Annotated in this window: 23 protein-coding genes; 19 read left to right on the plus strand and 4 right to left on the minus strand. The window is 60.8% G+C overall.

Annotated elements, in window-relative coordinates; all coding sequences use genetic code 11:
* Nucleotides 1-37 precede the first annotated feature (37 nt).
* On the plus strand, nt 38-958 hold the full coding sequence (gene argF, locus ACVHNU_RS19040; RefSeq protein WP_045122614.1) for an ornithine carbamoyltransferase: 921 nt from the start codon (nt 38-40) through the stop codon (nt 956-958).
* Nucleotides 955-2,064, plus strand: coding sequence for an ABC transporter ATP-binding protein (locus ACVHNU_RS19045; RefSeq protein WP_473018072.1), 1,110 nt, complete (start codon nt 955-957; stop codon nt 2,062-2,064). The genes argF and ACVHNU_RS19045 overlap by 4 nt, the downstream gene beginning before the upstream one ends.
* Nucleotides 2,065-2,184: 120 nt before the next feature.
* Here ACVHNU_RS19045 and ACVHNU_RS19050 read toward each other — a convergent pair whose 3' ends face one another.
* Both ACVHNU_RS19050 and ybaK read right to left on the minus strand, forming a co-directional pair.
* The gene (locus tag ACVHNU_RS19050; RefSeq protein ID WP_400507483.1) at nt 2,185-2,967 is read right to left on the minus strand and encodes a PhzF family phenazine biosynthesis protein; all 783 of its coding nucleotides are present in this window, start codon (nt 2,965-2,967) and stop codon (nt 2,185-2,187) included.
* Nucleotides 2,968-3,062: 95 nt separating this feature from the next.
* Entirely contained in the window at nt 3,063-3,533 is a 471-nt protein-coding gene (ybaK, locus tag ACVHNU_RS19055) for a Cys-tRNA(Pro) deacylase (protein ID WP_003227741.1), read from the minus strand.
* Between the two features lie 361 nt (nt 3,534-3,894).
* Here ybaK and ACVHNU_RS19060 point away from each other — a divergent pair, with 361 nt between their 5' ends.
* The 14 genes from ACVHNU_RS19060 to ACVHNU_RS19125 all read left to right on the plus strand — a co-directional run bounded on the left by ACVHNU_RS19060 (nt 3,895) and on the right by ACVHNU_RS19125 (nt 18,373).
* The gene (locus tag ACVHNU_RS19060; protein ID WP_003227742.1) at nt 3,895-4,746 is read left to right on the plus strand and encodes an MIP/aquaporin family protein; all 852 of its coding nucleotides are present in this window, start codon (nt 3,895-3,897) and stop codon (nt 4,744-4,746) included.
* 78 nt (nt 4,747-4,824) lie between these two features.
* Complete coding sequence (glpK, locus tag ACVHNU_RS19065; RefSeq protein WP_003227744.1) at nt 4,825-6,327, plus strand: glycerol kinase GlpK; 1,503 nt, start codon at nt 4,825-4,827, stop codon at nt 6,325-6,327.
* Between the two features lie 95 nt (nt 6,328-6,422).
* Complete coding sequence (locus ACVHNU_RS19070; protein WP_007916700.1) at nt 6,423-7,178, plus strand: DeoR/GlpR family transcriptional regulator; 756 nt, start codon at nt 6,423-6,425, stop codon at nt 7,176-7,178.
* Nucleotides 7,179-7,506: 328 nt separating this feature from the next.
* Entirely contained in the window at nt 7,507-9,042 is a 1,536-nt protein-coding gene (gene glpD / locus ACVHNU_RS19075) for a glycerol-3-phosphate dehydrogenase (RefSeq protein ID WP_103485800.1), read from the plus strand.
* Between the two features lie 464 nt (nt 9,043-9,506).
* Complete coding sequence (locus ACVHNU_RS19080; protein WP_103485802.1) at nt 9,507-10,433, plus strand: glutamate/aspartate ABC transporter substrate-binding protein; 927 nt, start codon at nt 9,507-9,509, stop codon at nt 10,431-10,433.
* Between the two features lie 191 nt (nt 10,434-10,624).
* Nucleotides 10,625-11,371 (plus strand): amino acid ABC transporter permease, encoded by a 747-nt coding sequence (locus ACVHNU_RS19085; protein ID WP_473018073.1) that lies wholly within the window; start codon nt 10,625-10,627, stop codon nt 11,369-11,371.
* Nucleotides 11,371-12,042, plus strand: a complete 672-nt coding sequence (locus tag ACVHNU_RS19090; RefSeq protein ID WP_003227756.1) for an amino acid ABC transporter permease — start codon at nt 11,371-11,373, stop codon at nt 12,040-12,042. The genes ACVHNU_RS19085 and ACVHNU_RS19090 overlap by 1 nt, the downstream gene beginning before the upstream one ends.
* A complete protein-coding gene (locus ACVHNU_RS19095; protein ID WP_003227758.1) occupies nt 12,039-12,773 on the plus strand; it encodes an amino acid ABC transporter ATP-binding protein in 735 nt (244 codons plus the stop codon). The genes ACVHNU_RS19090 and ACVHNU_RS19095 overlap by 4 nt, the downstream gene beginning before the upstream one ends.
* A gap of 218 nt (nt 12,774-12,991) precedes the next feature.
* Nucleotides 12,992-14,893, plus strand: coding sequence for a two-component sensor histidine kinase AauS (aauS, locus tag ACVHNU_RS19100; protein ID WP_473018075.1), 1,902 nt, complete (start codon nt 12,992-12,994; stop codon nt 14,891-14,893).
* Nucleotides 14,890-16,218, plus strand: a complete 1,329-nt coding sequence (aauR, locus tag ACVHNU_RS19105) for a two-component response regulator AauR (protein ID WP_003227762.1) — start codon at nt 14,890-14,892, stop codon at nt 16,216-16,218. Before aauS ends, aauR begins: the two co-directional genes overlap by 4 nt.
* Nucleotides 16,219-16,226: 8 nt before the next feature.
* Nucleotides 16,227-16,556 (plus strand): GlpM family protein, encoded by a 330-nt coding sequence (locus ACVHNU_RS19110; RefSeq protein WP_177434768.1) that lies wholly within the window; start codon nt 16,227-16,229, stop codon nt 16,554-16,556.
* Between the two features lie 110 nt (nt 16,557-16,666).
* The gene (locus ACVHNU_RS19115) at nt 16,667-17,587 is read left to right on the plus strand and encodes an arginase family protein (RefSeq protein ID WP_473018076.1); all 921 of its coding nucleotides are present in this window, start codon (nt 16,667-16,669) and stop codon (nt 17,585-17,587) included.
* Nucleotides 17,584-17,958, plus strand: a complete 375-nt coding sequence (locus tag ACVHNU_RS19120; RefSeq protein WP_473018078.1) for a DMT family transporter — start codon at nt 17,584-17,586, stop codon at nt 17,956-17,958. Before ACVHNU_RS19115 ends, ACVHNU_RS19120 begins: the two co-directional genes overlap by 4 nt.
* Before the next feature lie 31 nt (nt 17,959-17,989).
* Nucleotides 17,990-18,373: a DMT family transporter gene (locus ACVHNU_RS19125; protein ID WP_473018079.1), complete on the plus strand. Its 384-nt coding sequence runs from the start codon at nt 17,990-17,992 to the stop codon at nt 18,371-18,373.
* A gap of 102 nt (nt 18,374-18,475) precedes the next feature.
* On the opposite strand, the gene ACVHNU_RS19130 is transcribed toward ACVHNU_RS19125, so the two are convergent.
* The gene (locus ACVHNU_RS19130; protein ID WP_135296473.1) at nt 18,476-19,348 is read right to left on the minus strand and encodes a fatty acid desaturase family protein; all 873 of its coding nucleotides are present in this window, start codon (nt 19,346-19,348) and stop codon (nt 18,476-18,478) included.
* Nucleotides 19,349-19,420: 72 nt separating this feature from the next.
* Nucleotides 19,421-20,182, minus strand: coding sequence for a MipA/OmpV family protein (locus ACVHNU_RS19135; RefSeq protein ID WP_473018080.1), 762 nt, complete (start codon nt 20,180-20,182; stop codon nt 19,421-19,423).
* 230 nt (nt 20,183-20,412) lie between these two features.
* Here ACVHNU_RS19135 and ACVHNU_RS19140 point away from each other — a divergent pair, with 230 nt between their 5' ends.
* From ACVHNU_RS19140 to ACVHNU_RS19150, 3 genes are read left to right on the plus strand one after another with little or no spacing between them, the layout of a single operon-like run.
* Nucleotides 20,413-21,123 (plus strand): HAD-IB family phosphatase, encoded by a 711-nt coding sequence (locus ACVHNU_RS19140; RefSeq protein WP_003227777.1) that lies wholly within the window; start codon nt 20,413-20,415, stop codon nt 21,121-21,123.
* Nucleotides 21,116-22,510: an aspartate aminotransferase family protein gene (locus ACVHNU_RS19145; RefSeq protein WP_003227779.1), complete on the plus strand. Its 1,395-nt coding sequence runs from the start codon at nt 21,116-21,118 to the stop codon at nt 22,508-22,510. Before ACVHNU_RS19140 ends, ACVHNU_RS19145 begins: the two co-directional genes overlap by 8 nt.
* Nucleotides 22,507-23,382 (plus strand): alpha/beta hydrolase, encoded by an 876-nt coding sequence (locus ACVHNU_RS19150; protein WP_003227781.1) that lies wholly within the window; start codon nt 22,507-22,509, stop codon nt 23,380-23,382. Before ACVHNU_RS19145 ends, ACVHNU_RS19150 begins: the two co-directional genes overlap by 4 nt.
* The last annotated feature ends 24 nt before the right edge of the window (nt 23,383-23,406 follow it).

The raw sequence follows: 23,406 nt of genomic DNA on the forward strand, positions 1-23,406 counted from the left end.
TGAGCATCTGCGGTTTGTAGCAAAAAGGTAGTCAATGATGAGCGCAAGGCACTTTCTCTCCCTGATGGATTGCACGCCCGAAGAGCTGGTCAGCGTGATCCGTCGAGGCGTTGAGCTCAAGGACCTGCGTAACCGCGGCGTACTGTTCGAGCCTCTGAAAAACCGCGTCCTGGGGATGATCTTCGAGAAGTCCTCGACCCGTACCCGGATCTCCTTCGAGGCCGGCATGATCCAGCTCGGTGGCCAGGCAATCTTCCTGTCGCCGCGCGACACCCAGTTGGGCCGTGGCGAGCCGATCGGCGACTGCGCCATCGTCATGTCGAGCATGCTCGATGCGGTGATGATCCGTACCTTTGCCCACAGCACCCTGACCGAATTCGCTGCCAACTCGCGCGTGCCGGTGATCAACGGCCTGTCCGATGACCTGCACCCGTGCCAGTTGCTGGCCGACATGCAGACCTTCCTTGAGCACCGTGGCTCGATCCAGGGCAAGACCGTGGCCTGGATCGGCGACGGCAACAACATGTGCAACAGCTATATAGAAGCGGCGATCCAGTTCGACTTCCAGTTGCGCATCGCCTGCCCGGAAGGCTACGAGCCAAATCCTGAGTTCGTCGCCCGCGCCGGCGATCGTGTGACCATCGTCCGCGATCCGCAGGACGCCGTGCGCGGTGCACACCTGGTGAGCACCGACGTCTGGACTTCGATGGGTCAGGAAGAGGAAACTGCCAAGCGCCTGAAGCTGTTCGCACCGTTCCAGGTGACCCGCGCCCTGCTCGATCTGGCGGCCGAAGATGTGCTGTTCATGCACTGCCTGCCAGCGCACCGCGGTGAAGAAATCAGCCTCGACCTGCTTGATGACCCGCGCTCCGTCGCCTGGGATCAGGCAGAAAACCGTCTCCACGCACAGAAGGCCCTGCTCGAGTTCCTCGTCGAACCGGCATATCACCACGCATGAGCCATGAATTACTGCTGAACCTGCGCAACCTCGCTTGCGGCTATCAAGATCAACGCGTGGTGCAGAACCTCAATCTGCACCTCAACGCCGGTGACATCGGTTGCCTGCTCGGCTCGTCCGGCTGCGGCAAGACCACCACCCTGCGCGCGATTGCCGGTTTTGAACCGGTGCACGAAGGTGAAATCACCCTGGGAGGTGAAACCATCTCCAGCGCCGGTTTCACTCTGGCACCAGAAAAACGCCGGATCGGCATGGTGTTTCAGGATTACGCGCTGTTCCCGCACCTGAGCGTCGCGGACAACATCGCCTTCGGTATCCGCAAGCACCCGAACAAGGAGCGCGTAACCGAAGAGCTGCTGGAACTGGTCAACCTGAAGAACCTCGGCAAGCGCTTCCCCCACGAGTTATCGGGCGGCCAGCAACAGCGTGTCGCCCTCGCCCGGGCACTGGCGCCGGAGCCGCAATTGCTGCTGCTCGACGAGCCATTCTCCAACCTCGATGGCGAACTGCGGCGCAAGCTCAGCCACGAAGTGCGCGACATCCTCAAGGCCCGTGGCACCAGTGCGATTCTGGTGACCCACGACCAGGAAGAAGCCTTCGCCGTCAGCGATCACGTTGGCGTGTTCAAGGAAGGTCGGCTGGAGCAGTGGGACACGCCCTACAACCTCTACCACGAGCCAGCGACGCCGTTTGTCGCCAGCTTCATCGGTCAGGGTTATTTCATTCGCGGCCAGCTCGGCAGCCCGGAATCGGTGCAGACCGAACTCGGCGAACTGCGCGGCAACCGGGCCTACACCTGGCCGGTGGGCGGTGCGGTGGATGTGTTGCTGCGTCCGGATGACATTGTTTATGCGCCGGACAGTGGGTTGAAAGCGCGGATCGTCGGCAAGACGTTCCTTGGCGCCTCGACCCTGTATCGCCTGCAACTGCCGACCGGTGCGCAACTGGAGTCGATTTTTCCGAGCCATGCGGATCATCAGGTCGGTGCGGATGTGGGGATTCGCGTAGCAGCTGAACATCTGGTGTTGTTCCAGGCATCGGGCAGCACCGCCGCGCAAATCCCGGCAGTGGAAAACGGCGTCCGCCGCTACAGCACCGCCCTCTGACCCGTTATGGATCAAAACTGTGGGAGCGGGCTTGCTCGCGAATGCGGTATATCAGCCACCATCATCGTTGACTGACAAACCGCATTCGCGAGCAAGCCCGCTCCCACAATTGGTTTTGGGTCAGCCCAAAATCAGCGTACCGCTGGCCACCAGCGTCGCATTCCCGCCAATTTTCACCCGTTCACCTTCCAGCCGACAGAACAACTCCCCGCCCCGCGCCGAGCGCTGGCACGCGGTCAAACTGGATTTGCCCAGACGTTTCGACCAGTACGGAATCAAGCTGCAATGCGTCGAACCAGTGACCGGATCTTCGTTGATACCAATCGCCGGAGCGAAATAACGCGAGACGAAATCGTGCTGATTGCCGCGCGCCGTCACGATCGCACCGAGCCACGGCAGTTTCGCCAGCGCGACCATGTCCGGCTTGCAGTCGAGCACCGCCTGCTCCGACTCAAGCACCACGAACAACTCGTTGGAACCGAGCACATCCACCGCCTCGACGCCCAGCGCACGCTCGACATCCAGCGTCACGCCAATCTCTGACGGCACAATTGAAGGGAAGTCCAGCCACAGGCGATCGCCCTCACGACTGACACTCAACGGCCCGGACTTGCAGATGAAGTCCAGCCGCTCGGTGGTTTCCTTGTAGATCTCGAACAACACATAGGCGCTGGCCAGCGTCGCATGCCCGCACAATGGCACCTCGGTGGTCGGGGTGAACCAGCGGATATGCCACGCCGCGCCTTCGCGCACCACAAACGCGGTTTCCGCCAGATTGTGCTCGGCGGCGATCTTCTGCATCAGCTCATCCGCAAGCCATGCATCGAGCCGATAAACCATCGCCGGATTGCCACTGAACGGCCGATCGCTGAACGCGTCGACTTGATAAAACTCAAGCTGCATAACCTTCTCCCTAAGTCCGTGGGCAGAGCATGCAACGCGGGCCGGATCAGCGCCAGTGACAGAACCGGCCAATTTTCTGCATACAGCGATGAGGGTTACGCACGGCCGATATCGGCAAATTTGGCCTGTGTGTGCTCAGCCAGCACCGCCGGCGCCAGTTCGACTTCGAGGCCGCGTCGGCCGGCGCTGACATAAATAGTCGCAAAGCCCTGAGCCGAGTTATCAATGAAGGTGCGCAGGCGTTTTTTCTGCCCCAGCGGACTGATGCCGCCCAACAGGTAACCGGTGGAACGCTGTGCGGCGGCGGGATCAGCCATTTCGACTTTTTTCACCCCTGCAGCATGCGCCAGGCCCTTGAGGTCAAGGCTTCCGACGACCGGCACCACCGCCACCAACAATTCACCTTTTTCACTGGCGGCGAGCAGCGTCTTGAACACCTGAGCCGGCTCGAGCGCCAGCTTCTCTGCGGCCTCCAGCCCATAGGACGCAGCCTTGGGATCATGTTCGTAACTGTGCACGCGATGTTCGGCACGAACTTTTTTCAACAAGTCCAACGCAGGGGTCATGGCAGCTCCAGGCTCGGCATCAACAGAAAATCCTGCGCCGGATTCTAGGCCATCACCTCGCAAAAGGCTCTAGCGCAAGCCCCGTTTTTCGGGCTTTACAGGCGAATCACCGGGCTATCGCCGCAGTCACCCGCAGGATCATTCAACAGGTTGATAGTTTAATTGTGACCGATGGTTCACTTTCGACCTTTGACAGGTTTGTTTCTTGTCTATATTTTTTCGAATCTGAATAATGTAAGAATTATCATCACCGCAGCACCCAGCAGTAAACCGGGAACAGGATGGGGATCCTGCCTCGGCGAAAATCGCGCCTTGCCCTGACGGCAAATGCGCCAGACAACAACAAAAATCGAGGTTTTCAATGACAACTGCTATTCAGCAACCATCGCTTTCCGGCCAATGCCTGGCCGAGTTTCTGGGGACTGCACTTCTGATCTTTTTCGGCACCGGCTGTGTCGCTGCGCTCAAAGTCGCGGGCGCCAGCTTCGGCCTGTGGGAAATCAGCATCATCTGGGGCGTCGGTGTGAGCATGGCGATCTACTTGACCGCCGGAGTTTCCGGCGCGCACCTGAACCCCGCCGTGAGTATCGCCCTGAGCATTTTTGCTGACTTCGAAAAGCGCAAACTGCCGTTTTACATCCTGTCGCAGATTGCCGGCGCGTTCTGCGGCGCGCTGCTGGTTTACACGCTGTACAGCAACCTGTTCTTCGATTACGAACAAACTCACCAAATGGTTCGTGGTTCGGCTGCCAGCCTTGAGTTGGCGTCGGTGTTCTCCACCTTCCCCAATCCTGTGTTGTCGACTGCCCAGGCATTCCTGGTCGAGATGATCATCACCGCGATCCTGATGGGCGTGATCATGGCCCTGACCGATGACAATAACGGTCTGCCGAAAGGCCCGATGGCACCGCTGCTGATCGGTTTGCTGATCGCTGTGATCGGCAGTTCGATGGGCCCACTGACTGGTTTCGCGATGAACCCGGCCCGTGACTTCGGTCCGAAACTGATGACTTTCTTCGCCGGCTGGGGTGAAATTTCCTTCACTGGCGGCCGCGATATTCCGTACTTCCTGATTCCGATTTTTGCACCGATTGTCGGTGCCTGCCTCGGCGCTGCCGGGTATCGCGGGCTCATCGCCCGTCACCTGACCGGCGCCACACCTGCTACAAAGGATGCAGAACCGGCCATTGACGGCAAACCAAGAACTTCTTGAAACAGTCGGCGCGGGTTCCTGCCCTTTTAGAGCCCGCGCCCCGGCCCACTCTCCCTTATTTCGTCCAAGGCAATCGACATGACCGACATTCAGAATAAGAACTACATCATTGCCCTTGATCAGGGTACAACCAGCTCCCGCGCGATCATTTTCGACCGCGATGCGAACGTGGTCTGCACCGCCCAACGCGAATTCGCCCAGCATTACCCGCAAGCCGGATGGGTTGAACACGACCCGATGGAAATCTTCGCCACCCAGAGCGCAGTGATGGTTGAAGCGCTGGCCCAGGCCGGTCTGCATCACGATCAGGTGGCCGCCATCGGTATCACCAACCAGCGTGAAACCACCGTAGTCTGGGACAAGACCACTGGCCGTCCGGTGTACAACGCGATCGTCTGGCAGTGCCGCCGCAGCACCGAGATCTGCCAGCAGCTCAAGCGCGATGGCCACGAAGAATACATTCGCGACAACACCGGCCTGGTCACCGACCCGTACTTCTCCGGCACCAAGCTGAAGTGGATCCTCGACAACGTCGAAGGCAGCCGCGAGCGTGCGCGCAACGGCGAATTGCTGTTCGGCACCATCGATAGCTGGCTGATCTGGAAATTCACTGGTGGCAAGGTGCACGTCACCGACTACACCAACGCCTCGCGCACCATGCTCTTCAACATCCATTCGCTGGAGTGGGATTCGAAGATGCTGGAAATCCTCGACATCCCGCGCGAGATGCTCCCGGAAGTGAAGGCTTCTTCGGAAATCTACGGTCGCACCAAGAGCGGCATCGCCATCGGCGGTATCGCGGGTGACCAGCAAGCCGCACTGTTCGGCCAGATGTGCGTCGAGCCGGGCCAGGCAAAAAACACCTACGGCACCGGCTGCTTCCTGCTGATGAACACCGGCGACAAAGCGGTGAAATCGCAGCACGGCATGCTCACCACCATCGCTTGCGGCCCGCGTGGCGAAGTGGCTTACGCCCTGGAAGGCGCGGTGTTCAACGGTGGCTCGACCGTGCAGTGGCTGCGCGATGAACTGAAGATCGTCAACGACGCTCACGACACCGAATACTTCGCCAATAAAGTGAAGGACAGCAACGGCGTGTACCTGGTACCGGCCTTCACCGGTCTGGGCGCTCCGTACTGGGACCCGTATGCCCGTGGCGCACTGTTCGGCCTGACGCGCGGCGTGCGCGTGGATCACATCATCCGCGCAGCGCTGGAATCGATCGCCTACCAGACCCGTGACGTGCTCGACGCCATGCAACAGGACTCCGGCGAACGCCTCAAGGCCCTGCGTGTGGACGGCGGTGCGGTCGCGAACAACTTCCTCATGCAGTTCCAGGCCGACATCCTCGGCACCCAGGTCGAGCGCCCGCAAATGCGCGAAACCACCGCGCTGGGCGCAGCGTATCTGGCCGGTCTGGCGTGCGGTTTCTGGGGCAGCCTGGACGAACTGCGCGGCAAGGCTGTCATCGAGCGTGAGTTCGAGCCGAGCCTGGATGAAGTCGAGAAAGAGAAACTGTACAAAGGCTGGAAAAAAGCCGTCAGCCGCACCCGTGACTGGGCGCGTGAAGACGCTGAATAAGCCAACCTTCAGAGACTGATAGGCAACTAACTGGTCGGGAGGAGATTCCTGCGGCATCATGGGCAAATTTTGCACGGCAGCCCAAAGGAAGCCCCATGAATCTGCCTCCCCGTCAGCAGCAAATCCTCGAGCTGGTCCGCGAACGCGGCTATGTGAGCATCGAGGAAATGGCTACGCTGTTCGTTGTTACCCCGCAAACCATCCGCCGCGATATCAATCAGCTCGCGGAAGCCAATCTGTTGCGTCGCTACCATGGCGGCGCGGCCTATGATTCCAGCGTCGAAAACACCGCCTATGCGATGCGCGCCGACCAGATGCGCGATGAAAAACAACGCATCGGCGAAGCCATCGCCGCGCAGATCCCCGATCACGCCTCGCTGTTCATCAACATCGGCACCACCACCGAATCGATTGCCCGCGCCCTGCTCAATCACAACCATCTGAAGATCATCACCAACAACCTGCACGTCGCCTCGATGCTCAGTGCCAAGGATGATTTCGATGTGCTGCTGACCGGCGGCAACGTGCGCCGTGACGGCGGTGTGGTGGGTCAGGCGAGTGTGGATTTCATCAACCAGTTCAAGGTTGATTTCGCGCTGGTGGGCATCAGCGGTATCGACGAAGACGGCAGCCTGCTCGACTTCGACTATCAGGAAGTGCGCGTATCGCAGGCGATCATCGCCAATGCGCGGCAGGTGATTCTGGCGGCGGACTCCAGCAAGTTCGGGCGCAATGCGATGATTCGATTGGGTCCGATCAGCCTGATCGACTGCCTGGTGACCGATCAGCAACCAGTACCGGCACTGGCGCAACTGCTGAGCCAGCACAAGATTCGTCTGGAAGTCGTTTAAACCCTACTTGGCGCAGCTCCCCTGTGGCGAGGGAGCTTGCTCCCGCTGGGCTGCGAAGCGGCCCCAAAACCATCCAGCCCAATTCATCCAGCCACGCCTTGCGCACCGGATTTACGACGGCTGCGCCGCCGAGCGGGAGCAAGCTCCCTCGCCACAACAGTGCTTCAGCAAGTCTAAATGTTCGAAAATTTTCTTTTAACCGCCCTTCGATGAGTTTTTTCAATCGAACGCGACTGGCTGTGCGCGTCTTTATGGGCTACCATTTTCGCAAATGAACATTTATGTTCGATTTCCAAGACAGAAAATCAAAAGAGCCCGAGGCCAGCCGATGTCCACCTCTACCTTGCGTACGCCCCCTATCGCCGAGATCTACGATGTTGCCGTTATTGGCGGCGGGATCAATGGCGTGGGGATCGCAGCGGATGCCGCCGGTCGCGGTCTCTCGGTGTTCCTTTGCGAAAAGGATGACCTGGCCAGCCACACCTCGTCGGCCAGCAGCAAGCTGATCCACGGTGGCCTGCGCTACCTCGAACATTACGAATTCCGTCTGGTGCGTGAAGCGCTGGCCGAGCGCGAAGTGCTGCTGGCCAAGGCGCCGCACATCGTCAAGCCGATGCGCTTCGTGCTGCCGCACCGTCCGCACCTGCGTCCGGCGTGGATGATTCGCGCCGGTCTCTTCCTCTATGACAACCTCGGCAAGCGCGAAAAGCTCCCGGGTTCGAAAAGCCTGAAATTCGGCGCCGACAGCGCGCTGAAAAGCGAAATCACCAAGGGTTTCGAATATTCCGATTGCTGGGTCGATGACGCCCGCCTCGTCGTTCTGAACGCCATGGCCGCCCGGGAAAAAGGTGCCCACGTACACACCCAGACCCGTTGCGTCAGCGCCCGCCGCGCCAAGGGCCTGTGGCACCTGAATCTGGAACGCGCCGACGGCAGCCTGTTTTCGATCACTGCCAAAGCCTTGGTGAACGCCGCCGGCCCGTGGGTCGCCAAGTTCATTCGTGACGACCTGAAAATGGAATCGCCGTACGGCATCCGCCTGATTCAGGGCAGCCACATCATCGTGCCGAAACTGTACGAAGGCGATCACGCGCACATCCTGCAAAACGAAGATCAGCGCATCGTCTTCACCATTCCGTACCTGAACCACTTCACCCTGATCGGCACCACCGACCGCGAATACACCGGCGATCCGGCGAAAGTGGCAATCACCGACGGCGAAACCGATTACCTGCTGAAAGTGGTCAACGCTCACTTCAAGAAGCAGATCAGCCGCGACGACATTCAGCACAGCTACTCGGGCGTGCGTCCGCTTTGCAACGACGAATCCGACAACCCGTCCGCCGTGACCCGCGATTACACCCTGGCGCTGTCTGGCGGCGGCGAGGAAGCCCCGCTGTTGTCGGTGTTTGGCGGCAAGCTGACCACCTACCGCAAACTCGCCGAGTCGGCGATGGCCCAGCTGATGCCGTACTTCACCCAGATGCGCCCGAGCTGGACCGCGACCGCGACCCTGCCCGGCGGCGAAGACATGACTACCCCGCAAGCGTTGAGCGCGCAGATCCGCGACAAGTTCGACTTCGTCCCGACCGAGATCGCCCGCCGCTGGGCCACCACCTACGGCAGCCGCACCTGGCGCATGCTCGAAGGCGTCGAGTCGCTGAATGACATGGGCGAACACCTCGGCGGCGGTCTCTACACCCGCGAGGTCGATTACCTGTGCAGCGAAGAATGGGCCACCACCGCGCACGACATCCTGTGGCGCCGCAGCAAGCTGGGCCTGTTCACCACCCCGGCCGAGCAAGAGAAACTGGCGGCGTACCTGGGCAAGGTCGAGCAGAACCGCAAGATTGAAGCGGCGTGATTTGAACATCGCTTAAAACGAAGCCCCTGAATCTGACGGTTCGGGGGCTTTTTTATTTATCCGCGCCGGACGCTGTACCTGTGGCGAGGGAGCTTGCTCCCGCTGGGTCGCCTAGCGGCCCCGCTCTAAAAGCCGGCCTGCTGCGCAGTCCAACGGGAGCAAGCTCCCTCGCCACAAAGGGCGTGTTGCCGAAAACAACTGGCAACAAAGCATTCGGTTTTCCGAACGCGACCTCCCGGTCGATTCGGATAACCGGATCAGTTTCAGCCAAAAACACCGACACAAAACTTTAATCACCTTAAAAATCAACCAATTAGCTGTCATAGACTGCTCTGGCACGACTCATGCTCTACACTCTCTCGACGAATGCCTGCCGTGCCAACACTTCAGGAGCCGTCAGGCATTCGAAGCACAAAAGGGCCGACGAACTGGCTCCATAAAAAAAACAATTCGAGGAAAATTTGATGCGCATCGTTCCCCATATCCTGGGTGCAGCCATTGCTGCCGCTCTGATCAGCACACCAGTTTTCGCCGCCGAACTCACCGGCACCCTGAAGAAAATCAACGATTCCGGCACCATCACGCTCGCTCACCGCGACAGCTCCATCCCGTTTTCCTACATCGCGGATGCTTCCGGCAAACCCGTGGGCTACTCCCACGACATTCAAGTGGCCATCGTTGAAGCCCTGAAAAAAGACCTGAACAAGCCAGACCTGCAGGTCAAGTACAACCTGGTGACCTCGCAAACCCGTATCCCGCTGATCCAGAACGGCACCGCGGATATCGAGTGCGGCTCCACCACCAACAACGCCGAACGCGCCCAGCAAGTCGACTTCACCGTCAACATCTTCGAAATCGGCACCCGTCTGCTGGTCAAGAAAGACAAGGATGGCAAGCCGTCCTACGCTGACTTTGCCGACCTGAAAGGCAAAAACGTCGTGACCACCGCCGGCACCACGTCCGAGCGCATCATCAAAGCGATGAACGCCGACAAGCAGATGGGCATGAACATCATCTCCGCCAAAGACCACGGCGAATCCTTCAACATGCTGGAAAGCGGCCGCGCCGTTGCCTTCATGATGGACGACGCGCTGCTGGCCGGTGAAGAAGCCAAAGCCAAGAAGCCGACTGACTGGGTCATCACCGGTACTCCACAGTCCTTCGAAGCCTACGCGTGCATGGTTCGCAAGGACGACCCGGCCTTCAAGAAGGCTGTCGATGACGCCATCGTCGCCCTGTACAAGTCCGGCGAGATCAACAAGATCTACAGCAAGTGGTTCGAGAGCCCGATCCCACCGAAAGGCCTGAACCTGAACTTCCCGATGAGCGACAAGGTGAAAGAGCTGATCGCCAATCCAAGCGATAAGCCTGCGCCTGACGTAAAAATCTGATTCCTGACTAACCTGTCGTCTGAGGGAGCAACCTCCCTCAGACGTCTGTTACTACCTGCTGGCTTTACAGTGGAACACTCGACCTGGCGGTTTTCGAGCCGATCGCGTGTGCCCGGCGTTCAACGTCGGACGGGAAAGGATCTTCCCCAAGCGGGTGCTTGTACATCGATCGATTTCGAGGGGAGACCCTAATGAATTACAACTGGGACTGGGGCGTGTTCTTCAAGTCCACCGGCGTGGGCAGCGAGACTTATCTCGACTGGTTCATCTCCGGACTGGGCTGGACCATCGCCATCGCCGTCGTGGCATGGATTATCGCCTTGCTGCTGGGCTCCGTTCTTGGGGTCTTGCGCACCGTACCGAGCCGCCTCGTATCGGGTATCGCGACCTGCTACGTCGAACTGTTTCGCAACGTGCCGCTGCTGGTTCAGCTGTTCATCTGGTACTTCCTGGTACCCGACCTGCTGCCGCAGAACCTGCAGGACTGGTACAAACAGGATCTGAACCCGACCACCTCGGCCTACCTGAGCGTCGTCGTGTGCCTGGGCCTGTTCACCGCCGCCCGGGTCTGCGAGCAAGTGCGCACCGGCATCCAGGCGCTGCCACGCGGCCAGGAATCCGCCGCCCGCGCCATGGGTTTCAAGCTGCCGCAGATCTACTGGAACGTGCTGCTGCCCCAGGCCTACCGCATCATCATTCCGCCGCTGACCTCGGAATTCCTCAACGTCTTCAAGAACTCCTCCGTGGCGTCCTTGATCGGCCTGATGGAACTGCTGGCGCAAACCAAGCAGACCGCCGAATTCTCGGCCAACCTGTTTGAAGCCTTCACCCTGGCCACGCTGATCTACTTCACCCTGAACATGAGCCTGATGTTGCTGATGCGCCTGGTCGAGAAGAGAGTCGCAGTGCCCGGCCTGATCTCCGTGGGGGGTAAATAATGGACTTCGATTTCAGCGGCATCATCCCCGCGATCCCGGGCCTGTGGAACGGCATGGTCATGACCTTGCAGTTGATGGTCATGGGCGTGGTCGGCGGCATCGTGCTGGGGACCATCCTCGCGCTGATGCGCCTGTCGTCCAGCAAACTGCTGTCGCGCGTCGCCGGCGCCTACGTGAACTACTTCCGCTCGATCCCGCTGCTGCTGGTGATCACCTGGTTCTACCTGGCGGTGCCGTTCGTGCTGCGCTGGATCACCGGCGAAGACACCCCGATCGGCGCGTTCACCTCCTGCGTCGTGGCCTTCATGATGTTCGAAGCCGCGTACTTCTGTGAGATCGTCCGGGCCGGCGTGCAGTCGATCCCCAAAGGCCAGATGGCCGCGGCCCAGGCGATGGGCATGACCTATGGCCAGACCATGCGTCTGATCATCCTGCCCCAGGCGTTCCGCAAGATGACCCCGTTGCTGCTGCAACAGTCGATCATCCTGTTCCAGGACACCTCGCTGGTCTACACCGTGGGCCTGGTGGACTTCCTCAACTCCGCCCGCTCCAGCGGCGATATCATCGGTCGTTCCAACGAGTTCCTGATCTTTGCCGGTGTCGTCTACTTCATCATCAGCTTTTCCGCCTCGCTGCTGGTCAAGCGTCTGCAAAAAAGGTTTGCCGTATGATCTCCATCAAGAACATCAACAAGTGGTATGGCGACTTCCAGGTGCTGACTGATTGCAGCACCGAGGTCAAGAAAGGCGAAGTGATCGTGGTCTGCGGCCCGTCGGGCTCGGGCAAGTCGACCCTGATCAAGTGCGTCAACGCGCTGGAGCCGTTCCAGAAAGGCGACATCGTTGTCGACGGCACCTCGATTGCCGACTCCAAGACCAACCTGCCGAAACTGCGTTCGCGCGTCGGTATGGTGTTCCAGCACTTCGAGCTGTTCCCGCACCTGACCATCACCGAGAACCTGACCATCGCGCAGATCAAGGTGCTGGGCCGCAGCAAGGAAGAGGCGACCAAGAAAGGTCTGCAACTGCTTGATCGCGTCGGTCTGTCGGCGCATGCCCACAAGCACCCGGGGCAACTGTCCGGCGGCCAGCAACAGCGTGTGGCGATTGCCCGCGCGCTGGCGATGGACCCGATCGTCATGCTGTTCGACGAACCGACCTCGGCGCTCGACCCGGAAATGGTCAACGAAGTGCTCGACGTGATGGTGCAACTGGCCCAGGAAGGCATGACCATGATGTGCGTGACCCACGAGATGGGCTTCGCGCGCAAAGTGGCTGACCGCGTGATCTTCATGGACGCCGGCAAGATCATCGAAGACTGCCCGAAAGAGGAGTTCTTCGGCGACATCAGCGCCCGCTCCGAACGCGCGCAGCATTTCCTCGAGAAGATCCTGCAGCACTAAAAGCAATACCGATTTGCCCTTGTGGCGAGGGAGCTTGCTCCCGCTGGGTCGCGCAGCGGCCCCAAAACCTGCCAATGCGATCTGTCTGAAACACCGCATTGAATGGATTTACGACTGCTACGCAGCCGAGCGGGAGCAAGCTCCCTCGCCACAGGTTCCAGGCTCGACCAAACCAGTGCGTCGTCCGCGGCAGCGCTGGTTGACCCAAGGCAACTGTGATGAAATGCGACCCCAATCTCTATCGCGCAGCGCCGCCATCACTTGCCGTGAAGCCCCGTCTGATTCGCCATCTGTTCCTGCCGCCGCTGATCATCATCCTGATGATCGGACTGGGTTACATCGGCTTCTGGACCAGTGAACATTTCGGCATCCGCAGCCTCAGCGAAAACGGCCAGCGTCAGCTCGAACTGCACGCGCGTACCGTCGAAAGCGAGATCAGCAAATACACCTACCTGCCCAGCCTGCTGGAACTGGAAACCAGTGTCCCGCAACTGCTGGCCGACCCGACCCCGGAACACCGGCAGACGGTCAATGCTTACCTTGAAGGCCTGAACCGGCGCAGCCGCAGTCGGGCCATCTACGTCATGGACACCACCGGCCGCGTGATGGCCACCAGCAACTGGCGCGACGTCGACAGTTACCTCGGTGAAGACCTGTCCTTTCGCGCCTATTTCCAGAAAGCCGTGCGCGGCGAACCCGGACGTTTCTACGGGATCGGCAGCACCAGCGGCGAGCCCGGTTACTACCTCGCCCATGGCCTGGAAGAACACGGCAAGATCATCGGCGTCGCCGTGGTCAAGGTGCGCCTCGAAGCGCTGGAAGAACGCTGGCAGCGCGCCCGCCTGGAAGCCTTCGTCAGCGACGAGAACGGCATCATCATTCTTTCCAGTGATCCGGCGCGACGCCTCAAGTCCGTAGTACCGCTGAGTGATGAAACCAAAGAAAAACTCGCTCGCAGCCTGCAGTACTACTGGTTCCCGCTCAACGAACTGCAACCGCTGGCCCGCGAAACCCTCGCCGAAGGTGTAGAGAAACTAACCTTCCCGGCCAACAGCGAACTGAGCACCGATGACGACAGCATCAGCTATCTGGCGCAGACCCGGCCGCTGAGCGACACACCGTGGAATTTCACCCTGCTCACGCCGTTGCAGGACTTGCGCCGTGAAGCGATCAACCAAGGCATTCTGGTGGCCGTGGCCTTCGCCCTGGTAGCGTTCCTGCTGATCGCCTGGAACGAACGGCGCAAGGTCATCGCCACCCGCCTCGCCGCTCGCGAAGCCTTGCAGGAAGCCAACAATCAACTGGAGCGTCGGATTACCGAACGCACCGGCGATCTGCGCGCCAGCAACGAACGGCTGAAGAGCCAGATCCGCGAACGGCGCCAGGCCGAGGAAACCCTGCGCCGCGCCCAGGACGAACTGGTGCAGGCCGGCAAACTCGCGGCCATCGGCCAGATGTCGACCAGCATCGCCCACGAACTGAACCAGCCGCTGGCGGCGATGCGCACCCTCTCCGGCAACACCATTCGCTTTCTGGAACGCGGCCAGCTCGACGTCGCCAGCACCAACCTCAAGACCATCAACGACCTGATCGACCGCATGGGCCGGATCACCGCCAGCCTGCGCTCGTTCGCCCGGCGCGGCGACAACGAAGGCCAGGCCAGTCTCGGCAAAGCCGTGGACGCCGCCCTGCAACTGCTCGGCGCGCGGGTCGAGGGCATGACGCTGCAACTGCACCGCCAGTTCAGCGACGTGCAGGTGCAGATCGACCAGACCCGCCTCGAACAGATTCTGGTCAACCTGATCGGCAACGCCCTCGACGCCATGCAGGCACAACCCGCGCCGCAGCTGTGGCTGGAAGGCGAAGAGTTCAACGGCAAATATCGCCTGCGGGTGCGCGACAACGGCCACGGGGTCGACGCCGAAGCGCGCAAGCATCTGTTCGAGCCGTTCTTCACCACCAAACCCGGCGAACAGGGGCTGGGCCTCGGCCTGACCCTTTCCGCCAGCCTCGCTGCCGCCACCGGCGGGCATCTGGGTGTCGAACACCCGGCCAGCGGTGGCACCACCTTCGTCCTCAGTTTACCGTTGGTAAGCCCTACTCCTGCCGAGCCAATATGAACCACGACCTTAGTGTGCTGATCGTCGAAGACGACCCCCATGTGCTGCTCGGTTGCCAGCAGGCGCTGACCCTGGAAGACATTCCCTGCATCGGCGTCGGCAGTGCCGAAGAAGCGCTGGAGCGGGTCGGCGACAACTTTGCCGGGATCGTCATCAGCGACATTCGCCTGCCCGGCATCGATGGCCTGGAACTGCTGACCCGCCTCAAGGCACGCGACCGCAGTCTGCCGGTGGTGCTCATCACTGGTCATGGCGATATCTCCATGGCGGTCGGCGCGATGCAGAAAGGCGCCTACGATTTCATGGAGAAACCGTTCTCGCCGGAACGTCTGGTGGATGTCGCCCGCCGCGCACTGGAGCAACGCAGCCTCGCCCGCGAAGTCTCCTCGCTGCGTCGGCAACTGGCCGAACGCGACTCCCTCGAAGGCCGGATCATCGGGCGTTCGCCAGCCATGCAGAACCTGCGCGAGCTGATCGCCAACGTCGCCGACACTTCGGCCAACGTATTGATCGAAGGCGAGACCGGCACCGGCAAGGAACTGGTCGCCCGTTGCCTGCACGACTTCAGTCGTCGGCATGCCAAGCAGTTCGTCGCGCTGAACTGCGGCGGCCTGCCGGAAAACCTCTTCGAAAGCGAGATCTTCGGCCACGAGGCCAACGCCTTTACCGGTGCCGGCAAACGGCGCATCGGCAAGATCGAACACGCCGACGGCGGCACGCTGTTCCTCGATGAAGTGGAAAGCATGCCCCTGCCGTTGCAGATCAAATTGCTGCGCGTGTTGCAGGAACGCACCCTCGAACGCCTCGGTTCGAACCAGAGCGTGGCGGTGGATTGCCGGGTGATTGCCGCGACCAAATCCGACCTCGACGAAGCGAGCAAGGCCGGCGAGTTTCGCAGCGACTTGTACTACCGCCTCAACGTGGTGACGCTGGAACTGCCGCCGCTGCGCGAACGCCGTGAAGACATCCTGCAACTGTTCGAACACTTCACCCAGCAGTCGGCGCTGCGTTTTGACCGCGCCTTGCCGGAGCTGGACAACCAGACCCTGTCGAACCTGATGAGCCACGACTGGCCAGGCAACGTGCGCGAACTGCGCAACGTCGCCGAGCGCTTTGCCCTCGGCCTGCCGGCGTTCAAGAAGTCCGGCGCCAGCAGCGGCGGTCAAGGTCTGGCGTTCGCCGAAGCAGTCGAAGCCTTCGAGCGCAACCTGCTCAACGATGCCTTGCAACGCAGCGGCGGTAACCTGACCCAGGCCAGTCTCGAGCTGGGCATGGCCAAGACCACGCTGTTCGATAAAGTGAAAAAGTACGGGTTGAGCCACTGATGGATCTGATACTCAAAGCGGCACTTGGCGCGGCAGTGGTGGTGATTCTCGCCGCGCTGTCGAAGACCCGAAACTATTACATCGCCGGACTGGTGCCGCTGTTTCCGACCTTCGCGCTGATCGCCCACTACATCGTCGGCAACAGCCGTTCGATCGATGACCTGAAGGCGACCATCGTGTTCGGCATGTGGTCGATCATTCCGTACTTCATCTATCTGGCGACGTTGTACGTGATGGTTGACCGCATGCGCCTGGAGGCGTCGCTCGCCGTGGCCGTGGTCGCATGGTTGATCGCCGCCACCGTGCTGGTCTCGGTGTGGGTGCGCCTGCACGCCTGAGGCAATGGCTGGCCCGCCCCTTGCATTTACCCGCAAAAGCCCTGCCCGGCTGGTGCTCATGCTCGATGAGGCCGGTGTCTGGCAGGGTCTGCCAAGGGTAAATAGCGACCTTGAATATTTTAGATCTCGACCACAGCCTGACCGCTCAGGCGCCGATTGCGCGACTGCTCGACAGTGGCCGCGCCAGACGCCTGGACCTGCTCGACCTCGGCCCGAAACTCCGGCTGTGGTCCAGCGAACGCACCTGGCGACGCTTCGCCGAACGCTTGCAGCAGCGGCCGCGGCACACCGGCCCGGCGCCGGAAATCTTCTTCGTCGGCTCCGGTGACTATCACCACCTGACCCCGGCGTTTCTTACCGATCTGCCAAGCCCCGTCAGCCTGATCCACTTCGACAATCACCCCGACTGGGTGCGGTTTGCGCCGCGTCGGCATTGCGGTTCCTGGGTCAATCAGGCGCTGAAACTGCCGAACATTCGCCGCATCGTGACCCTCGGCCCGTGCAGCGATGATCTGCAAAACCCGCAACTGAAGGGCGGCAACCTCGCGGCCTTAAAACGCGGGGTTCTGCAGCTGTTTCCGTGGCAGCACGCGCCTTCCAAAGTCTGGGGGCGGATCGGTGACGGCGCCGGGCATGAGCAACAGGAAAACATGCTGCACTGGCACAACCTGTCGCAAGTGGACTGGACCCTGTTCCTCGACAAAATGATCGCCAGCCTGCCGACCGATGCGGTGTGGATCACCATCGACAAGGACGTGCTCGCCAGCGAAGACGCCGCCACCAACTGGGATCAGGGCGGCATGCGCCTGAGCCATATGCTCCAGGCCCTGCGCACGCTGGCGGCGAGCAAGCGGATCATCGGCATCGACATCTGCGGCGAATACGCCCGTCCGGCCTTCAGCAACGTATTCAAACGCTGGGAGGCGAAGACCGATCAGCCGCCGGCCGAGCGCTGGAGCGAGGCCGATATCCTGCGCAACTCCACCACCAATCAAGCCTTGATCGACCTGTTCGAGGAACTGTTTCCATGACTTTCACCGTGATCGTGCTGGTGGCCCTGTCCATTGTTCTGGATGTGATCGGCCAGCTGTGTTTCAAACTGGGCCTTGATCGATTACCTGAGCTTGAGGGTGGTTTTCGGCTTCAGATGTTCTGGGGCCAGGTGTTCAACGCGCCGCTGCTGTGGGCCGGGATCGGCGCTTACGCGATCGAGTTTTTCGTCTGGCTCGGCGCCCTGTCGCGGGCGCCGCTGAGCCTGTTGTTTCCGGCAGCCGCGCTGGCCTATTGCGGCGTGGTGCTGGCGGGCAAACTGGTGCTCGGTGAAACCGTCAGTCGGCGGCGCTGGCTAGGCACGCTGGTGATTACGGCGGGCGTGATGCTCGTGTGTGCCGGCCATGTCTGACGCTCACCTGGAACTGCAAAGGAACGACGCAATGCATTGGCTACACGGGCGCGTGGGCACCATCGTGCTCTGGGCGCTGTTGATCATTCTGGAAAGTGGCGGGCAGATCGCGAGCAAGGTCGGTGGCGATCAGTTGGGCCAGATGGACTTCAGCCTGCAATGGCTGCAAGGCATCGTCATGACGCCCGGGGTGTGGGTCGCGGTTGCCTGCTACATCGGCGCGTTTTTTGTCTGGATGCTGATTCTGCGACGCAGCAGTCTGTCGCTGGCGTTTCCCCTGAGTTCGCTGGTATTTGTCGGCGTGCTGCTGGGGTCGTGGCTGGGGCTGGGCGAGCAGATCAGTCTGCTGCACTGGCTCGGCGTGGCGGTGATCATGGGCGGGATAGCCTTGCTCGCCGAGGGCGAAGAGCACTGAAATCCCCCGGTAGGAGCTGCCGCAGGCTCGGGCCGCGATCGGACGATCTTTGCTTTTCAAGATCAAAAGATCGCAGCCTTCGGCAGCTCCTGCACAAAGCAGTCAGGCGTCAGGCTTTTGGTGGTTCAGCAGGAAGCCCAAACCGTGCGCCAGCGGAATATCCTTCACCCCCGCCTCCTGCTGTTGCCGGGCGATCTGCCGGTGATAGGCCTTGACCTGAGTCCAGTGCATTTTCGGCCGGTAGTGGTGCTCGGCGTGATAGCCGTTGTTCATCCACAACAGGTTGTACAGCGGGCTGTAGGCACTCACGCCCCAGGCAATCGGCAAGTCCGGGTTGCCGCCAAAATGCTCGTAGTAACCGTTGAGCGATGACAGCGCCTGGCCCAGATACCAGAACGGCAACAACACCAGCACCGCCTGCCAGTCATACACCGCCAGCAGCAGATAAAACGCCACCGTCACATAGATCTCGACCTGGACCCAACGCGCATCCTTCGGGCGTTTGCGGCGCATTTCGTTGTAGATCGGCTTGGGGTCGTCGCGGAAAAAACTCAGGAAGGTGTAGGCCCAGGGATTCTCCGGCTGACCGTTCTTGCCGCGCAGATAGATCGACAGCGGATCAATGGTCTTGCCGTCAGGCCCCGGCAGGTCCGAATTGCCCCGGTGATGGCGGTTGTGGATATCGCGATAGAGGGTTTGCGAAAAACCGATGGTCACCGACAACAGCAGATCGAATGCCCGGTTCAGCCACGCCGGGGTGAAGTAGGCGTTGTGAATCTGGTTGTGGGAAATGCTGTTGATGCTCCACGACAGGCTGATCGCATAGCCCAGCGCCAGCGGCACAAAGGCCCACCAGGACAGATCGTGAAAGGCCGCAACCAGCCACAGGACGAAAGCGAAATGGGCCAGGCCCAGAGCGATGGGGATCAGATCCCACAACGAATGAGCCAGCAGACGATAAGCAGGGCGAGCCATGAAGAACATCCTGAAGGAATGGATTCGACATGGCTGTCTGCAAACCGCAGACCAATTCGCCCGTGGCTGAAATCAGTCGAACTTGTAGGCGATGGCCGCCTGCACTTCGCCCTGATTGGTATCACCCACCGCTTTGACGATGCTGCTGTCCGCCGCCGAGCGGGTCAGGTGTATCCAGCTCGCGCTGGTGACCAGCGACCAATGCTGCGCCAGGGGAAACTCGAAGCTTTGGGTCAGCGCCACGTTCTGCAAACCGCCGCCGGCGTTGTACGCGCGGATACCCGAGGCCTGCGCCTCGCTGTCGCTGACACCGAAGAAGGTCTGCGTGCCCTGCGCATCGGCAAAATGTGCGGTCAGGTTGCTGCTGCCGATCACCCCGCCGCCCAGTGGATAACCGATTTCACCGCCCACCTTTCCAAACACGCCGCCCTGCCCGCTGCCACCGCCGACGGCCTGGCCGACGAAGGCGAACACGCGCCAGAAATCGGCCGGGGCGTATTGCACGAAGCCGCCAGCCTCGGCCATGTCGGGCACATCACGCAAGCCGCGCAACTCGCCGTTGGCGGTGCGCCCGGAGAGGTAATTGATGTACGGCCCGGCGCTGAAGCCGTTGCTTTTCAAGGCGCTCCAGGTCAGGCCGTCGTCGGTGCCGAGGCTGACATCGCCCCAGTCCAGATCGAGATACGGTATCGGCCGGGCTTCGTAACGGCTGCCGGTGGGATCATGAGGTTGGTAACTCAGTCCCAGGCCGGCTTCGCCGGTGATGCCATCCGCCAGCGCAGCCCCGGAAAAGCAGGCCAGTGCGGTCATTAACGCCAGTGTATTCCTCTGCATGAGGCCATTCCTTTTCTGAACTTGCGCGCATCAATCCCCGGATAGAGCCCTCGGCGCAAGCACTCATGTTGTTTGTAGCAAGCTACAAAAATTGTAGCTCCACTTCACGAAAACCGTGCATAGGCCCCGCCATTACGGGGTTTTGCCGATTTGGCACAGTCCCTGCTCCCACCCTTGCCAGGCGCAGACCGCGCACCCTGACAACTGCCTCGACCCAACAGGTACTGCAGATGATTGACTGGCATATCGTGTGTGATTTCGACGGGACGATCACCCGTACCGACGTAATCGACAGCATCCTTGAACGCTTCGCCGACCCGAGCTGGGAAGCCATCGAAAACGAATGGCTGGAGGGCAAGATCGGTTCCCGTGAATGCCTCAGCCGTCAGCTGGCGCTGATCAAGGCCACGCCTGCGCAACTGCTCGAATTCTTCGACAGCATCGACATCGACCCTGACTTCCCCGACTTCGTCGACCACGTGATTGGCCTAGGCGCTTCGCTGGAAGTGGTCAGCGACGGCATCGAACAAGGCATCGCGCGGATTCTGGCGCGCAACTACGTGACGCTGCTGCCGATCCTCGCCAACCGCCTGCGCCAGATCGACCACGACAAGTGGCGCATCGATTTCCCTTACGCCAGTGACGCCTGCCGCGCGGCCTCCGGCAACTGCAAATGCAAATCCACCCCCAGCAGCAAACGCGTGCTGGTGATCGGTGACGGCCAGTCCGACATGTGCGTGGCGTCCACCGCCGATTTCGTCTTCGCCAAGGACCGCCTGGCCGAGCATTGCGAGCGCAACGGCATCGCCTACGCGCGCTTCGACAGCTTCGCCGAACTGCCGCAACTGCTGGCCCGCCTGCCTCTGGCCCCGGCCGCCAACGCCGTCAATTTCAGCACCGAATCCACTTCTGAAGCACAGGAAACCCTGCACCATGTCTGATATCCGCATTGCGACAGCCGAAGACAAAGTCCTTCTGGAAAAAGAAGCCAAATACTGCTCCTACGGCGACACCGTTCACTACATCGAACCGCCGCGCATCTTCAGCCGCTGCGAAGGCTCTTACGTCTGGGACACCGAAGATCAGGCCTACCTCGACCTGCAAATGTGGTACTCGGCGGTCAACTTCGGTTACGCCAACCCGCGGCTGAACAATGCGCTCAAGCAACAGATCGACACCCTGCCGCAGATTGCCAGTCAATACCTGCACAAAGGCAAGATCGAGCTCTCGGAAATGATCGCGGTCGATGCCAAGAACAAGTTCGGCCTCGACGGTCGGGTGCACTTCAACGTCGGCGGTTCGCAGTCGATCGAGGACTCGCTGAAAGTCGTGCGCAACGCCACCAACGGCAAGAGCCTGATGTTCGCCTTCGAGGGCGGTTACCACGGGCGCACCCTCGGCGCGTCGTCGATCACCTCCAGCTACCGCTATCGTCGCCGCTACGGCCACTTCGGTGAGCGTGCGCAGTTCATCCCGTTCCCGTATCACTTCCGCGGTCCGAAAGGCATGACCAAGGAAGAGTACGGCAGCCACTGCGTGCAGCAATTCGCGCGGTTGTTCGAGACCGAATACAACGGCGTCTGGGACCCGAAAGTCGGGCAGAGCGAATACGCCGCGTTCTACGTCGAGCCGATCCAGGGCACCGGTGGCTACGTGATCCCGCCGATGAACTTCTACAGCGAACTCAAGCACGTCCTGGATCAACACGGCATCCTGATGGTGGTCGACGAAATCCAGATGGGTTTCTATCGCACCGGCAAGCTGTGGTCGATCGAACACTTTGACGTCAAACCCGACGTGATCGTCTTCGGCAAGGCGCTGACCAACGGCCTCAACCCGCTGGGCGGCATCTGGGCCCGCGAAGAGCTGATCAACCCGAAAGTCTTCCCGCCAGGCTCGACCCACTCCACCTTCGCCTCCAACCCGCTGGGCACTGCCGTGGGTCTGGAAATGTTCAAGATGACCAGCGAAGTCGATTACGGCGCGATGGTCATGGCCAAGGGCAAATACTTCCTCGAAGGCCTGCAGGATCTGAAAAAACGCTACCCGATCATTGGCGATGTCGACGGTCTGGGCCTGGCGCTGCGTTGCGAGATCTGCACCGAGGACGGCTTCACCCCGGACAAGGCCACTCTGGATTACATGGTCGAAGAAGGCATGAAGGGCGACATCGAAATCGACGGTCGTCGCCTCGGTCTGATCCTCGACGTGGGCGGCTACTACAAGAACGTCATCACCCTGGCACCGTCGCTGGAAATCAGCTATCCGGAAATCGACCTGGGCCTGGCCCTGCTCGACCGCCTGCTGCATCGGGCGATGAAACGATGATCGACGCAGAGATCGATATGGGCGAAGGCAACGCCGGTTTCGTTCTCGGCGACGGGGAGGTCGCGGTGCTGTTGATCCACGGCCTCACCGGCACCCCGACGGAGTTGCGTCGGGTGGCCGTGGGCCTGGCGAAAGCCGGGCACACGGTCTATGTGCCGACCCTGGCCGGGCACTGCGGCGGCAATGCCGACCTGCAAGCCACCGGCTGGCGCGACTGGTACGAAAGCGCACGCAACACCTTCGTCGGTGTACGCCGCAAACACCACAAGGTGTATGTCGGTGGTTTGTCCATGGGCGCCGTGCTGTCGATGTACCTGGCCGCCGAACACCCGGGACAGATCGAGGGTTTGCTGCTGTATTCGACCACCCTGCGCTACGACGGCTGGAGCATCAACAAACTGGCGTTCCTCACCCCGTTGCTGATGAAAATCCCGTTCGGCGTGCACCTGTGCAGTTTCGAAGAAAAGCCGCCTTACGGCATCAAGAACGAGCGCCTGCGGGCCATCGTCGAACGCCAGATGAAAGAAGGTCAGAGCAGTCAGGCCGGGTTGCTGACCATGGAAGGCGTCACGGTGCGCGAACTGCACCGGCTCAACGCCGTGGTGAAAAAACGCATGCCGTCGATCACCACGCCGGCGCTGGTGCTGCACTCCATCGAGGACGACATCACCAGCCGCTGGAATGCCGATTACGTCGAACGCAAGCTTGGCGGACCGGTGACCAAAGTGTTGCTCGACGACTGCTATCACATGATCACGGTCGACCTGCAGTACCGCCGTGTCGTGGAGTTGAGCATCGACTTCATACAGCGACGCTTCATGCAGCAGATCAGCAGCCCCGTTGCGCCGCTGGAGTACCGGCAACTGGCTTGAGCAGTTGCCGGCAGACATCCTGCG

Source organism: Pseudomonas sp. Ors-4-3C (assembly GCF_055755035.1).

What these genes read in the sequence shown, in the direction of transcription:
- glpK (WP_003227744.1), top strand. Translation starts at nt 4,825, where the DNA reads ATGACCGACATTCAGAATAAGAACTACATCATTGCCCTTGATCAGGGT.
- ACVHNU_RS19050 (WP_400507483.1), bottom strand. Translation starts at nt 2,967, where the DNA reads ATGCAGCTTGAGTTTTATCAAGTCGACGCGTTCAGCGATCGGCCGTTC.
- argF (WP_045122614.1), top strand. Translation starts at nt 38, where the DNA reads ATGAGCGCAAGGCACTTTCTCTCCCTGATGGATTGCACGCCCGAAGAG.
- ACVHNU_RS19140 (WP_003227777.1), top strand. Translation starts at nt 20,413, where the DNA reads ATGATTGACTGGCATATCGTGTGTGATTTCGACGGGACGATCACCCGT.
- ACVHNU_RS19125 (WP_473018079.1), top strand. Translation starts at nt 17,990, where the DNA reads ATGCATTGGCTACACGGGCGCGTGGGCACCATCGTGCTCTGGGCGCTG.
- aauS (WP_473018075.1), top strand. Translation starts at nt 12,992, where the DNA reads ATGAAATGCGACCCCAATCTCTATCGCGCAGCGCCGCCATCACTTGCC.
- ACVHNU_RS19045 (WP_473018072.1), top strand. Translation starts at nt 955, where the DNA reads ATGAGCCATGAATTACTGCTGAACCTGCGCAACCTCGCTTGCGGCTAT.
- ACVHNU_RS19150 (WP_003227781.1), top strand. Translation starts at nt 22,507, where the DNA reads ATGATCGACGCAGAGATCGATATGGGCGAAGGCAACGCCGGTTTCGTT.
- ybaK (WP_003227741.1), bottom strand. Translation starts at nt 3,533, where the DNA reads ATGACCCCTGCGTTGGACTTGTTGAAAAAAGTTCGTGCCGAACATCGC.
- ACVHNU_RS19085 (WP_473018073.1), top strand. Translation starts at nt 10,625, where the DNA reads ATGAATTACAACTGGGACTGGGGCGTGTTCTTCAAGTCCACCGGCGTG.
- ACVHNU_RS19070 (WP_007916700.1), top strand. Translation starts at nt 6,423, where the DNA reads ATGAATCTGCCTCCCCGTCAGCAGCAAATCCTCGAGCTGGTCCGCGAA.
- aauR (WP_003227762.1), top strand. Translation starts at nt 14,890, where the DNA reads ATGAACCACGACCTTAGTGTGCTGATCGTCGAAGACGACCCCCATGTG.
- ACVHNU_RS19135 (WP_473018080.1), bottom strand. Translation starts at nt 20,182, where the DNA reads ATGCAGAGGAATACACTGGCGTTAATGACCGCACTGGCCTGCTTTTCC.
- ACVHNU_RS19120 (WP_473018078.1), top strand. Translation starts at nt 17,584, where the DNA reads ATGACTTTCACCGTGATCGTGCTGGTGGCCCTGTCCATTGTTCTGGAT.
- ACVHNU_RS19090 (WP_003227756.1), top strand. Translation starts at nt 11,371, where the DNA reads ATGGACTTCGATTTCAGCGGCATCATCCCCGCGATCCCGGGCCTGTGG.
- glpD (WP_103485800.1), top strand. Translation starts at nt 7,507, where the DNA reads ATGTCCACCTCTACCTTGCGTACGCCCCCTATCGCCGAGATCTACGAT.
- ACVHNU_RS19080 (WP_103485802.1), top strand. Translation starts at nt 9,507, where the DNA reads ATGCGCATCGTTCCCCATATCCTGGGTGCAGCCATTGCTGCCGCTCTG.
- ACVHNU_RS19095 (WP_003227758.1), top strand. Translation starts at nt 12,039, where the DNA reads ATGATCTCCATCAAGAACATCAACAAGTGGTATGGCGACTTCCAGGTG.
- ACVHNU_RS19060 (WP_003227742.1), top strand. Translation starts at nt 3,895, where the DNA reads ATGACAACTGCTATTCAGCAACCATCGCTTTCCGGCCAATGCCTGGCC.
- ACVHNU_RS19130 (WP_135296473.1), bottom strand. Translation starts at nt 19,348, where the DNA reads ATGGCTCGCCCTGCTTATCGTCTGCTGGCTCATTCGTTGTGGGATCTG.
- ACVHNU_RS19145 (WP_003227779.1), top strand. Translation starts at nt 21,116, where the DNA reads ATGTCTGATATCCGCATTGCGACAGCCGAAGACAAAGTCCTTCTGGAA.